Origin of the sequence: Kosakonia sp. MUSA4 (assembly GCF_013085925.1) — a bacterium.
Lineage (GTDB): Bacteria > Pseudomonadota > Gammaproteobacteria > Enterobacterales > Enterobacteriaceae > Kosakonia > Kosakonia sacchari_B.
The window spans coordinates 1,350,534-1,363,461 of sequence record NZ_CP025697.1 but is presented as its reverse complement, the minus strand read 5'-3'; the positions used below and the strand labels follow the sequence as shown (position 1 = coordinate 1,363,461).

The following is a 12,928-nucleotide window of genomic DNA, read 5'->3' as shown; positions in this document are numbered from 1 at the left end:
ATTTCAAAATACGAAATAGCATTCCGTATAGTAAAATACAAATGTGTGATCATCACGTCACTTTAAATTTCTAAGTTGATTACTATCAATGAGTTACAAACGCAGTGTGATTTTGTGTGGCCCGTTCCATTTTGCGTTAGTATTGAAGCTGGCAAATTTAACGGGTCCGTAAGTGGCAGGAAGCGAGAGCGCATCAATGCAAGAAGAAAAAGAGAAACCGTCGGGCAGCCAAAGTCTGTTTCGGGGATTACAACTGTTGGATATTCTGAGTAACTACCCAAATGGATGCCCGTTAGCGCATCTTTCTGAACTGGCGCAGTTGAACAAAAGTACGGTGCACCGCCTGTTGCAGGGTCTGCAATCCTGTGGCTATGTCAAACCCGCACCGGCGGCAGGTAGTTACCGTTTAACCACCAAATGCATCGCCATCGGGCAAAAGGCGTTGTCGTCATTAAACATCATTCATGTTGCCGCGCCGCATCTTGAAGCGCTGAACCTGGAGATCGGTGAAACCATCAACTTCTCCACCCGCGAAGATGATCACGCGATCCTGATTTATAAACTTGAGCCGACCACCGGCATGCTGAGAACGCGGGCCTATATCGGCCAGCACCAGGAGCTGTACTGCTCGGCGATGGGCAAAATCTACATGGCTTATGGCCGTCCGGAGTATGTTGTCGAGTACTGGACAAACCACCGGGAGATGATCAAGCCGCTCACCCGCTACACCATCGATAAGCTCGATGTGATGCAGCAGGAGTTGCAGGAAATTCGCGCGCAGCAGTGGGCAAAAGACAGGGAAGAGAATGAGTTAGGCGTCTCCTGCCTCGCGGTGCCGGTGTTCGACATTCAGGGCCGCGTGCCGTACGCCGTCTCCATTTCGCTCTCCACCTCGCGGCTGGAGTTGTTAGGTGAAGCACGTCTGCTTGCGGCGCTGAAAAATACCGCCAGCGCGATTTCCCAGGAGCTGGGCTACGAAGAAAAAACCGCCTGATTGCACGACGCCGGAAAGCCACGGCTTTCCGGCCGCTGTCAGAAGATCCTTCGCACCATGCCCGGTAACGCGCCAAACATCAGCAGGTGCATCTTCAGCACGGTGCCTTTTTTGTAGCCGTAGTTCAGCAGCGTCAGAGAGATAAATTCCAGCACCACCACCGAGATGGCGGCACCGACAATCCCTTCTGAAGTGATAAAAAAGAATGACAGCGGCACGCACAAGATGAGCGCGATTAATGACTTACAGGAGAGATAACGGTAACCCGACGTTTTTAAAATATAGCGTGACGAAATGGCGCCCATCGTGGAAAGCATCGTGCCAACGCATAATATCAGCGCCGGTAACCAGGCATCGGCAAATGCCGGGCCATACAACATACCAATAAACATTTTCCCCACGGCAGCAAAACCGACAATCACGCACAACGAAATCGCCGCAATGGCAATATTCAGTTCCGTGGCTTTCAGCGCCGCCGCGCCCTCATTTTTTTCATTATAAACAGCCGGAAAATAGGACGTCACCAGCGCCAGCACGACAAAACTCCACGAGGTCGCTAACGTGACCGCCACTGAGTAAATGCCTAATTGGTGGGCATCACTTAACCCGGAGAGAAAAAACAGATTAATACGTGGATATATCGCCACGGAAATATTAGCAATCAACATCGAACTGCCGGTAACAACCAGATACTTCAGGTAAGTTGCTGGTTTCTTTGTTTTCTCCGCCAGCGCTTTTTTATTGCCATTTCTGGCAAAATGGATCAACCGCAGCAGAAAAGGCAATATCGTTGTCACGACAATCGGAATGGTGAGTAATAAGGGGTTTAATTTCAGTTCGGCAATAAAAAAGCGCAGAATCAGCGCCGCAATCAACCCGACCACGTTGAAAACCGCATTGATTTTTGAATTCAGCGTTGTGTCATTGTAGGTGGCAACAACATCAATGGTGGTAAAAAAGCTGGCCACCGCCACCGCGCAAAAGAAGACAAATTCAATCATATCTTTACTATGGCTGAACCAGAGCACGGGAAGCGCAATAATAATATAAATCCCCGAGCGTAATAACAGCGATATTCTGGCCAGCACTACGCCAGAATAGATATTTCTCGACAATCGTCTGATAATAATATTTTCACTGCCAAACTGCGCAACCACCATAACAATTTGAAAACTGGCTACAGCTAACGCTATTTTCCCCACCAACTCTGGGCCAATATATTTAGCGACAAAAGCGCTGACCAAAAAAAGACCGACCATGGAGATAATTTTCTCCATAACCAGCCAGAATGAATTTATCAGCGATCTACTCTTCATTTTATCACCGCCGCGTGTCATCATTATCTTTATAAAGTAAGTCAATGAATTTTATGACATCCATTGAATTTCTTTGTTTTATAACAAAAATGACAAGCGCAGCTATGATTGCAATGAAAATCAATGCAATCCAGACCATGATGATTACCTTTGCTGTGTGAGCCAAGAAAAACAAATAAAAAATATAATTAACAGGCGCTAATTAAACTCGGCGCAATTTCATTATAACTACAAATTAATAGCAATATTAAAACATCCCTTGTGGCTTCACCAGCGCTTTTAAGAATATAGGATTTTCCTTAAATATTTAGTACGATGAGTTTGCTAAGTAATTTCAGTTTAATCGGTAACCAATAAATGGCTAACAGATTGCAGGCAGCGATTGCGCTGCGAAAACAGGGTGAGTACGAACAAAGCCGCCAGGCGCTGAAAGCGCTTGTCGAAGAACCGGCGCTACGCGCGCTGGCGTTGCTGAATATCGCCTGGTCGTATGATAACGAAGGTAATGAGCAGGAAGCAGAACAGTGGTACCGTGCCGCACTGGAGGCGGGGCTGACAGGCGAAGATGAATTTGAAGCCCGCTTTGGCCTGGCCTCAACGTTGCGCTGCCTGGGGGAGTACACGCAGGCAAAAACCCTGTTTGAAGAGATCCTTACCCGCTGGCCGCAATCTACTGAAGTGCAGCCATTTTATGCTTTGTGCCTGCACAATCTCGGCGAACATCAACAGGCGGTCAGCGTGCTGCTCAACTGTATTGCACAGCACCCCGATACGCGCACTGCGCCTTACGCCAGGGCGCTGCGCGAATACGCCCAACGCCCTGAAGGTTGAGCTACCGGTGCTGTTTCTGCGCTTGCCACAGCGCTATTACGCTGAGGAATACCGTCACCATCAGATACAACCCCGGCGCAAAGTGGCTACCGGTAGCGCCGATCAGCAGCGTACAGATAAACGGTGCAAAGCCGCCAAACACCGTCACCGCCACGTTATAGCTGATCGACATGCCGCTGGCGCGGGTCGATACCGGGAAGATATCGGCCATCAGCGACGGAATGGTCGAGAAGTAAATCGCTTTCAGCAGCGCCATCCAGCCTACCAACAAGGCCAACGACAGCGGCGTGACGTTCAGGCTGGTCAACCAGAAGGCGGGCAGTAGCGTGAACGCCATCAGCACCAGCGCCACCCACAGCAACTTCACGCGGCCAACACGTTCAGCCAGCAGGCCGCCAATCGGCGTGACTACCGTCAGGATCACCCCGGCCAGCAGCGTGGCGCTATACGCGGAAGATGGCGGTAAACCGAGGCTTTTCGTCGCCCACGTCGGCACGTAGTTGAGCATGTAGTTGATCGCCGTCGAAACCACCATCAGGCCAATCGCCAGCAGCACCAACTGCTTCTGCGCGCCGAGCAGCAACTTCACCGGATGGGCAGGTTTTTCTGCCTGAGCGTAGGCTGCCGGTTCATGAACATGGCGGCGGATCCACAGCCCGACCGGGCCAATCAGCAGGCCAAAGGCAAACGGAATTCGCCAGCCCCACTCCTGCAACTGCTCCGTTGTCAGCCACTGCGCCAGCCCCAGACCAAACGCGGAGGCCAGCAACGTGCTCGCGCCCTGCGTGGCAAACTGCCAACTGGCGATAAAGGCTTTGCGTTCGGGAAAGTGTTCCACCAGAAACGCCGTCGAACTGCCAAACTCGCCACCCGCCGAAAAGCCCTGAATCAACCGAGCGACCAGAATCAACAGCGGTGCGGCAACGCCCAGCGTGGCATAGCCGGGCATAAAGGTGATCATCGCGCCACCGAGCATCATCAAATTGATCGACAGCAGTAGCGACGCCTTGCGCCCGTGTTTGTCGGCATACGCCCCCAGCACAATCGCGCCCAGCGGGCGGATCAGAAAGGCGACGCCAAAGCTGCCAAAGGCCAGCAGCAGCGACACCGTCGGGTTAGCGCTCGGGAAAAAGACGTGGGCGATATAGCTGGCAAAAAAGCCGTAAACCGCAATATCAAACCACTCCAGCGCGTTGCCAATACAGGTGGCGAAAAGGGTTTTATAGAGGCTCGGGCGAGTACCGCCCTGATCCATTTCACGAGCCAGCGTACTCATTGCGCACCTCCGGCCTGATGCAGGCGGTGGCGCGCCAGCAGCGCTGCGCCCTGTTCGCCCAAATCCCAGAATAAACGCGTCATGATCGCCAGCCCTTCGCGGGCAATCGCCACCGGCAGATGCTCATCCGGCGCATGCTGACCACAGGCCGGATAAGAGTGCGGCACCCACAGCGTCGGCAGGCCTAAAATCCCGGCGAACACATCGTTGGGCAAGGAGCCGCCGAGGTTTGGCAGCAGCGCCGGTTTGTTGTCGCAGGTTTCTGCCATCGCCTCCAGCACCCAATGCACCAGCGGATCGGTCGGGTCAAAGCGGGTGGCTGGCGTGCCACGCACTTCACTGAGGGTGACCATCGAAAAACCGTGCGCATCGAGATGCGCGCGCAGCGCGTGTTCCAGTTGTTGCCAGTCAGTGCCGACCACAAAACGTAGCTGGCATACCGCCGTCGCCTGGCCGGGAATAGCGTTCATCGGCTGCGCCGGGTTGCCGGTGAGAAACGACAACACTTCCAGCGTGTTCCAGCCAAACAGTTTTTCGGCAGCAGTTAAGCCCGGCTCGCCCCAGTTTGCATCGGTGGCCGGATCGTTTTTACCGCGCGCGGGCGTAATATCCGCGAGGATCGCTTTCAGTTCCGGCGTCAGCGCGGGTGGTTTCAGCGCGGCAATCTGGATTTCGCCTTTGCCGTCCACCAGGCTGGCGATGGCGTTCGCCAGTTGCGTACCGGGGTTGCTCAGCAAGCCGCCCCAGTTACCGGAGTGGTAATCTTTGGCACGGGCATGAATGGTCAGGCGGAAATTGGCGCAACCGCGCGAGCCAAGAAACAGCGTCGGGCGATCGGCGCTCAGGCGCGGGCCATCCGAAGCGATAAACAGGTCGGCGTTAAGGCGCGTTTTTAACTGCTTGCACACCTCTGCCAGCCCCGGCGAGCTCATCTCTTCACCCATCTCGCACAGCCAGACGCAGTTAAAACCCAAACGCCCGTTACGCGCATGATAAACCTGCGCCAGCGCCGCCAGGTTCACCGAGTGCTGGCCTTTGTTATCCGCCGTACCACGCCCGTACCAGTTGCCGTCGCGCTCGGTCAACGTCCACGGCGAAAGCCCTTCGGCCCAGCGTGCATCATCGCCAAACACCACATCGCCGTGGCCGTAGCACATCACCGTCGGCAAGGCGGGATCTTCCTGATAGCTGGCGAGCAAAAAAGGCCGCGCGGCGTTCACCGGATTCGCGATGATCTCGGTTTGAAAGCCCATTTCGTGAAACGCCGGAATAAACGCCTCGTCGTAATAACGGCGTAATGCGTCGTCACGATCGGTGCGCTGGCTCTCGCTGGGGATCGCCACGCGTGCGGCAAGCGTCTCTTTGAAATGGCCGCTATCAAACCATGCCAGCGCCTGCGCAATAATTTGTTGTGTTGTCATGTTGTTTGCCCTGTCTGATTTGCTGCCGGTGGCGCAAATGTCTGTTGTTGTCTTTTTGTTCTAAACCAGAACAGAGCGTTGCCACAATAATAATAATTGCAATTTGGCGTTGCTTTTTTGATAAGGGTAGACTGCACAATTCCAGGGCAATAGAGGAAGGGGGTTTAAGTATGAGAAATGCCTGACAGGAGAATAATGGTCCTGAACTCAGGAATGCACCTAAGCCCGATAAACGTCACCCTCAACTTCCAGCGACGCCAACGTGATACGTGTTGACCAGCTATCATGAACGAAAATCACCAGTCCGGTCGGGCAGAGGGTCAAATTTTGCCGCCAGATAGCTACCAATAAACCTGCCCTGTATTTTGGCTCCAGGCAATCCAGCGGAGCGGCTTTTTTTCAATACATCGTGCTGCTACGGGCATATCATCGAAGCAAAGCAGATCCGAATCTTCATCTGTCCCTCTGTCGATACGATAGCCGTCGCCAAAATCCATAATATGCACGCTGTAATAACCGTCTTTAGACTTGTGAGGAATCCCGTACTTTGCTTTTATCATCGCCTTATTGGCTTCCCACCAGGCTATCTGGCGACTTTTCAGGTACGGGAAATGCCTGACAAGTATCGTATCTCCGTCGTGAACGGCCACAATCTCAACCGGAGTCAGATACTGCCAGAGCAAATAGCCACAGGCTGCAGCCGCAATAACCTTCGCCATCCGTCGCTTATTCATCGCGCCCCCCGGTGATTTCCACGGTGGTATTCATCCCGGTGATGTTCGTCCGATCGGGTAGGCGTTCAAATTTTGCCCCCTGATAACTACCAATAAACCTGCCCTGTATTTGGGCTCCAGCCGATCCAGCGGAGCCTGTTTTTTTCAATGCATCTTGCTGCTACGGGCATATCATCGAAGCAAAGCAGATCCGAATCTTCATCTGTCCCTCTGTCGATACGATAGCCGTCGCCAAAATCCATAATAAATACCTGCCAGGAACCATCTTTAGACTTGCGAGGAATGTTGTACTTCGCCTTTATCATCTCCTTATTGGCTTCCCACCAGGCTATCTGGCGGCTTTTCAGGTACGGAAAATGCCTGACGAGGATAATATCGTTCTTATGCACTGCCACAATCTCAACCGGAGTCAGATACTGCCAGAGCAGATAACCGCAGGCCGCAGCCGCAATAACCTTCGCCATCCGTCGCTTATTCATCGCGCCTCCCGGTGATTTCCACAGTCGCATTCATCTCGGTGATAAACGGCCGGTAGCCGTATTCATCCCAGCGCTGAAGCGCGAACCACAGCCGGAAGATACGGAACTCGCGGTACAGGGGATTCAGTACATCCGCATCATCAAGACCAAAGTGATCCTGAATCCGGTAATGCACCTTCGCCCGATAAACATCTCTCTCAACGTCCAGCGACGCCAGCGTGATACGTGTTGACCAGCTATCATGAACGGAAATCACCAGTCCGTTAGTCCGGTCGATCAGGCGGTCAAATTGAGGCAGAACTGAGGAACCCAGTGTCTTAAAATTCCCTTTTTCATCATATAAATCGCCTGTGTTATCCAGCGGAATAAATCCATATTCATAGCTAACAGCCCTATTCAAAGCCTTTTTAATACTCAGCAAAGAACTTTGTTCCGAATGGTCACCCAGAATCTGCTCTTTCAGCGCCCGGTCCAGCAGCGGGCTGCTGTATGGCCTGCCGCTGTTGCCCTGCATATGCGTAATCATTTCCGTGATGATGTTTTTGTAGGGGCCGTGAAAAGAGAACATCTGCGCCAGTTGCCGGAACTCATCAAACATCAGCGCCGCCGCCTTTTCCCGGCTGACCCGGGGCATCGGTTTTGGCTGAAAATCGGGATGAACGTAGGGAGAATAGAAAGCAAAAAGGTCCGCCGGATCTTTCAGCGTAAGGGTTCGTGGGTTCACCTTCATGGAAACTTCATCGACATCAAGCCGGAAGGTATTCCTTAGCGTCAGTATGTCCAGATCGCCATGGCGCATGTCTCTGGCCTGATGGTCATCCATCTTGCGTGCGGTCTGGTAAATCAGCGCAGGAAGGGGCAGCGGCGCAGGTTTATCCTCTTTTTTCGCAGCCTGCGCGTGCTGCTCTGGTTCTGCGGTTGTCTCACTGTTCATGCGGGCTAGCACCACATGCATCGGTTCGTAAGCATGAGGTGGTTCACCCGGGCCGAACCACGTTCCGGCACGGGCAATCAGCCGGTTAGTGCCGCGCGGACAACCGCAGTTGATAACCGCGCCATCAAGCGCGACCGGAACCATACCAAACTGGCGCCTCATCGTGCCTTCACCGATGGAGCCGGTTTTACCACAGGCCGGGCAAATCCCCGTTCTGTCACCTTTCCGTAGCGGAGCCGGTGAACCGATCCAGTACGATTCCTGCAAACTGCTGTAGCAGGTTGCCCCGGTTGTTGTCTTGTCCCCGTGATGCCCCTGCCCGATACCGTCAATCTCATCCCGCCACATAAAACCACCTCTTCCGTAAGGTTATTACCAGCAATAATACTTCCCTATCAGACAGATGAAAAACAGCCGGGGAGAGTTTGTCGCCAAACTGTGCGGTGGATTCAAACAAAACTCTGTTTTTTGATTGCCGGTAAAGAACCAGGATGCGACAAATCCGGGCGGGACGGTATCCTGTCACATCCACTGTTTAACAGTCTGCCGCTAATTCAGGCCTGTTAGCCGTTTTGCCCTGTACGACCCGTTGATGCCAGTACAAAAAACAACTTTAACGTACACTATTCTTCCTTTCCCAAATGGAGCCTTATCACCATGCTGACCAATGAGCTGCGCTACTTTTTCGCGGTGGCGACCTCCGGCTCGCTGAGTACCGCCAGCGAGCAACTGTTTGTCGCGGGTTCGGCGATCAGCCGACAGATCCAGAAGCTGGAAGCGCGGCTTGGCGTCACGCTGTTTGAGCGCCATGCGCGCGGGATGGTGCTGACCGATGCCGGGCAAATTCTGGCTAATCATGTGCGTAAAAGCATGCGCGATATGGAGTTTGCGCTGGCGGAAATTCAGGGGCTAAAAGCGGTACGCAAAGCGCTGGTGCGCATTGCCTGCACCGACGGCATGGCGTTTGATCTGCTGCCCGGCTTACTGGCGCGTTTTCGCCAGCAGCATCCCGGCGTCAATTTTGATTTGCAGGTTGGCACAGCGTTGCAGGTGGCGCAGTGGATCCGCCATAACGAGTGCGATGTCGCGTTTCAGTTCAGCCTTGCGCCGGAGCGCGAAGTGGAGATCATTGCCGCATGGCCCGCACCAGTCTTGCTGTTGCTTGATGCCGGACATCCGCTAACGCTACAGGCGAGCGTCACCCTTGACGCGCTGCATCACTACCCGCTGGTGCTGCCGGAAGCGGGAACGACGATTCGCCAGTTGTTCGATCTCTCCTGCCGGATGGCGGGCACCTTTCTGGAACCGGCGTTCAGCAGCAATAACTTCTCGGCGCTGTACGAGTTTACCCGCCATACCGCGCAGGCAATTACCGTATGCAGCCATTTCAGCGTGCTGTGGCGCGCCCGGCTGGATGCGATGACGCTGAAAGCCATTAACAACACCTCGCTCAGCCAGCGCACGTTACAGATTCAGGTACCGGGCAGCCGACACCGCCCGGCAGCGGTAGAAACGTTTCTGCAAATGGCCACGCAGATGCTCGGTGAGGAGCACAGCAACTGGATGGCGCAACTGGCGTAACGGTCAGTACGCCGCGTCGGTCAGCCCGTCGATAATCACCTGTTTCATCCCCTGCGAACAGGGTTCCACACGCCCGCGCACGCCGTAGACCTGCGCCAGACTTTGTGGGGTGATCACCTCATCGGGTTTACCGTTGGCTAACAGCTTGCCCTGCTTGAGAATCAATACATGGTCGCCGTGGCGCAGGGCGATATTGATATCGTGCACCACCACCACCGTGACAATGTTGCGTTGCTGCGTTTCGCGCTTCACCAGATCCATAACATGGAATTGATAGTTGAGATCCAGCGCGCTCAGCGGCTCATCCAGTAGCAGCAGCGAAGGCTGGCGGATCAGCGACTGCGCCAGCCCCACCAGCTGTTTCTGCCCGCCGGAGAGCTGATCGAGAAAATGCAGCGCCAGATGTTCGATGCCGAGCTGGCGCAGCAGCGTCATCACTTCCGCCTGCTTTGCCGCGCTGTGCAGGCCGCCAGAGGCGCGTTGGGCGACGATGATCGACTCCAGCACATGCAGATGCACGCCCGCCGGTAACGACTGCGGCAGGTAGACCACCTGCTCCGCCCGTTTGGCAAACGGCTGGCTCAGCAGATCGACATCATCCAGCAGCAACTCGCCTTCGGCTTTATTCAACCCGGCCATTGCCCGCAGCAGCGTCGATTTCCCGCTGCCGTTCGGCCCCAGCAAAATGGTGACTTTGCCGCGCGGCAGCTCAGCTATATTAAGATCATGAATAATCTGCCGTTTGTGATAGCCCGCGCCAAACCCGCGCAGGCTCAAACCGCTGTGGCTCATACACTCCCCCGGTGACGCACGATGATGGTGATAAAGAACGGTACGCCCACCAGCGAGGTGACAATACCGACCGGGATAATGACACCGGAGATCAGGTTTTTCGAAACGATGGACGCCAGCGACAGCACCAGCGCGCCGAGCAGCGCACTGGCCGGCAGATAAAAGCGGTGATCCTCGCCAAACAGCATACGTGCAATATGCGGCGCCACCAGACCGATAAAGCCAATCGGCCCGACAAACGCCACCGACAACGCCGACAGAATACTGATGCGCAGCAGCGTCGCCAGCCGCAGACGGCGCACGTTAATCCCGAAGCTGATGGCCCGGTCTTCGCCAAGGCGCAGCGACGTGAGTTTCCACGAGCTGAGCATCGACAGCGGCATAATCACCGCCAGCGCCAGCAGCAGAATGCCGAGTTTATCCCACGATGCACGGGCAATGCTGCCCATCGTCCAGAACACCAGCCCCTGCAAAGTATCTTCGTTAGCGATAAATTGCAGCATCGATACCAGCGCGTTAAAGGTGAACACCAGCGCAATGCCGAACAGCACCACGCCGGAGGTCGCCACCTGCGTCCAGCGGGTGATACCATCCAGCAACAGCGCCGCCAGCAGCGCGAAAATAAAGGCGTTTGCCGAGATAAACCATTGCGCCGGAATGCCCGGAATACCAATGCCGAGCACGATCGCCAGCGCCGCGCCGAACGCCGCCGCCGACGAAACGCCAAGCGTAAACGGGCTGGCAAGCGGATTATTGAGGATGGTCTGCATCTCCGCACCGGCAAGGCCGAGCGTCAGGCCGACGATAATCGCCATCAGCGCGTACGGCATGCGAATATCCCAGACAATCACCCGCGTCCCGGCATCGACGCTTGCCGGATCAACCAGCGTCTGCCACAGCGTATCCAGCGGCAGGCCCGACGGGCCAAGGGTAAAATCGAGCAGCATCGACGCCACAATCAATACCGCCAGCACCACCAGCAGGCTGACGCGGCGGCGCAAAATCGCGCGGTAGTGAAGCATCAGGCCGTCGGTCTGCGACGTTCCCGGTTCAATGGTCGTACTCACGGTTAATTACTCTGCTGCCAGCTAAAGACGAAATTGTCGTCCGGCAGTTTGGTGAAGTTTTTGATGATGTGGTGATACGTCGCATCCGGGTTGAGATCCGCGAAAGCCTGCGGATAGATATCTTTCGCCAGATACTCCATCCCCACAATGTTGTACGGATGGTTGTAGAAGTGGTGATAAACGCCATAAACGTGTTTCGCCGCCACCGCCGGGATCTGGCCGACGCCGGTACGCTGCAACAACACCTGCGCCTGGGCATTCACCTCCTGCGGCGAGGTTTTCAGCCCCAGCGGCAGCACCTGGCTGTTACCGCGTTTCGAGCCGGTCATGATGTAAACATCCGGGTTTTCGCTGATCACCTTCTCCAGCGCGATAAAACCGCTGGCGCCCGGCAGCAATTCAGAACCGATATTTTTCGCGCCGACAGCTTCCACCAGCCCGCCCCAGCCGCTATGGCCGTGGGTAAAGCAACAGGCATCGGTATTACCGGCCAGCGCTTCAACAAACACTTTCGCCTGCGGTTTGATGGTCGCGGTTTTCTGTTCGATGGCAGTTAACTGCTGGCGATAGTAAGTGGTATACGCCGCCGCATTGCTCTCGCGGTTCAGCACTTTTCCCAACAGATCGACGCTGGAAGCAGTATCTTTCGCCGGATTGACTTCATAATCGATAAACAGCACCGGAATATGCAGCGCCGCCAGCTTGCTGAGCACGCCGCTATCGGCGAGCGCCGGTTTGGCCCGTAGCTGGGCGACCATCAGATCCGGCTGTTTGGCCAGCACGCTTTCCAGATCGACATTACCTTTGTCGCTAAAGCCCATATCCATAATGCCGGTCGCTTCCGGCCACTGGGTTTTCAACATCTCCCAGGTGGCAACATCTTGTTTTTTCGCGAGGTTGTTCCATGCCACCAGGCGTTTAAACGGATCGTCACGATCGAGCAGCGCCATCGCCATAATGTCGCGGCCGTCCTGCAAAATCACGCGCTGCGGTTCGTGCGCGATGGTCACTTTTTGGCCGGAAAAATCGGTCACCGTCAGGGGATATTGTGTCGCGTGTGCCAGCAGCGGAACGGCGAGAAAAGCGGCGAGAACGAGCTTGCTGAAGGATTTTCCTTGCATAAAAACAACCTTGTTGAGAGTTTGATTGTAATGATTCTGATAATTATTATCATGTTAAACTAAACGAATCATATACAACATCAATAATGCGCTGTCGCGCAACCCCGCTTTAACATCCTGATCCGTTTTCTCTCTGGCTGACATCATTTATTACGGATTATCTGGAAAATGATCGCGTTGCCGGGCAATGTGCCGGATGGCGCTAACGCTTATCCGGCCTACGATCGCTCCGACAGTAAGTTATTTCGGCTGAAACGCGCCTGAATTGTAGGCCCGGTAAGCGAAGCGCCACCGGGCATTGTGCCGGAGTAGTTATTTCGGCTGAAACGCGCCTGGATTGTAGGCCCGGTAAGCGAAGCGCCACCGGGCATTGTGCCGGAGT

General features: G+C 54.7%; 12 protein-coding genes. 3 read left to right on the top strand and 9 right to left on the bottom strand.

Annotation, left to right across the window (positions count from 1 at the left end; all coding sequences use genetic code 11):
* Positions 1-196: 196 nt before the first annotated feature.
* The gene (locus tag C0557_RS06450) at positions 197-994 is read left to right on the top strand and encodes an IclR family transcriptional regulator (RefSeq protein WP_074776853.1); all 798 of its coding nucleotides are present in this window, start codon (positions 197-199) and stop codon (positions 992-994) included.
* A 38-nt stretch (positions 995-1,032) separates the two neighbouring features.
* Here C0557_RS06450 and C0557_RS06445 read toward each other — a convergent pair whose 3' ends face one another.
* Positions 1,033-2,310: an oligosaccharide flippase family protein gene (locus C0557_RS06445; protein WP_208657903.1), complete on the bottom strand. Its 1,278-nt coding sequence runs from the start codon at positions 2,308-2,310 to the stop codon at positions 1,033-1,035.
* 357 nt (positions 2,311-2,667) lie between these two features.
* Here C0557_RS06445 and C0557_RS06440 point away from each other — a divergent pair, with 357 nt between their 5' ends.
* Positions 2,668-3,141: a tetratricopeptide repeat protein gene (locus C0557_RS06440; RefSeq protein WP_208657902.1), complete on the top strand. Its 474-nt coding sequence runs from the start codon at positions 2,668-2,670 to the stop codon at positions 3,139-3,141.
* Between the two features lies 1 nt (position 3,142).
* Here C0557_RS06440 and C0557_RS06435 read toward each other — a convergent pair whose 3' ends face one another.
* The 5 genes from C0557_RS06435 to C0557_RS06415 all read right to left on the bottom strand — a co-directional run bounded on the left by C0557_RS06435 (position 3,143) and on the right by C0557_RS06415 (position 8,333).
* The gene (locus tag C0557_RS06435) at positions 3,143-4,417 is read right to left on the bottom strand and encodes an MFS transporter (protein WP_208657901.1); all 1,275 of its coding nucleotides are present in this window, start codon (positions 4,415-4,417) and stop codon (positions 3,143-3,145) included.
* Positions 4,414-5,838 (bottom strand): M20 family metallopeptidase, encoded by a 1,425-nt coding sequence (locus C0557_RS06430; protein ID WP_208657900.1) that lies wholly within the window; start codon positions 5,836-5,838, stop codon positions 4,414-4,416. Before C0557_RS06430 ends, C0557_RS06435 begins: the two co-directional genes overlap by 4 nt.
* A 341-nt stretch (positions 5,839-6,179) precedes the next feature.
* Entirely contained in the window at positions 6,180-6,572 is a 393-nt protein-coding gene (locus tag C0557_RS06425; protein WP_208657899.1) for a DUF943 family protein, read from the bottom strand.
* An 86-nt stretch (positions 6,573-6,658) separates the two neighbouring features.
* Positions 6,659-7,051: a DUF943 family protein gene (locus C0557_RS06420; protein WP_208657898.1), complete on the bottom strand. Its 393-nt coding sequence runs from the start codon at positions 7,049-7,051 to the stop codon at positions 6,659-6,661.
* On the bottom strand, positions 7,044-8,333 hold the full coding sequence (locus C0557_RS06415; RefSeq protein WP_253073790.1) for a PAAR domain-containing protein: 1,290 nt from the start codon (positions 8,331-8,333) through the stop codon (positions 7,044-7,046). Before C0557_RS06415 ends, C0557_RS06420 begins: the two co-directional genes overlap by 8 nt.
* A gap of 309 nt (positions 8,334-8,642) precedes the next feature.
* Here C0557_RS06415 and C0557_RS06410 point away from each other — a divergent pair, with 309 nt between their 5' ends.
* Positions 8,643-9,566 carry a LysR family transcriptional regulator gene (locus C0557_RS06410; protein ID WP_208657897.1) on the top strand — a complete coding sequence of 308 codons (924 nt, stop codon included), beginning with the start codon at positions 8,643-8,645 and terminating at the stop codon, positions 9,564-9,566.
* 3 nt (positions 9,567-9,569) lie between these two features.
* Here the strand turns inward: C0557_RS06410 and C0557_RS06405 are convergent, their stop codons facing one another.
* The 3 genes from C0557_RS06405 to C0557_RS06395 are packed head-to-tail and all read right to left on the bottom strand — an operon-like array spanning position 9,570 to position 12,546.
* On the bottom strand, positions 9,570-10,358 hold the full coding sequence (locus C0557_RS06405; protein WP_208657896.1) for an ABC transporter ATP-binding protein: 789 nt from the start codon (positions 10,356-10,358) through the stop codon (positions 9,570-9,572).
* Positions 10,355-11,383 (bottom strand): iron ABC transporter permease, encoded by a 1,029-nt coding sequence (locus C0557_RS06400; protein ID WP_208662819.1) that lies wholly within the window; start codon positions 11,381-11,383, stop codon positions 10,355-10,357. The genes C0557_RS06405 and C0557_RS06400 overlap by 4 nt, the downstream gene beginning before the upstream one ends.
* A 44-nt stretch (positions 11,384-11,427) precedes the next feature.
* Positions 11,428-12,546 carry an ABC transporter substrate-binding protein gene (locus C0557_RS06395; protein ID WP_208657895.1) on the bottom strand — a complete coding sequence of 373 codons (1,119 nt, stop codon included), beginning with the start codon at positions 12,544-12,546 and terminating at the stop codon, positions 11,428-11,430.
* Between the last annotated feature and the right edge of the window lie 382 nt (positions 12,547-12,928).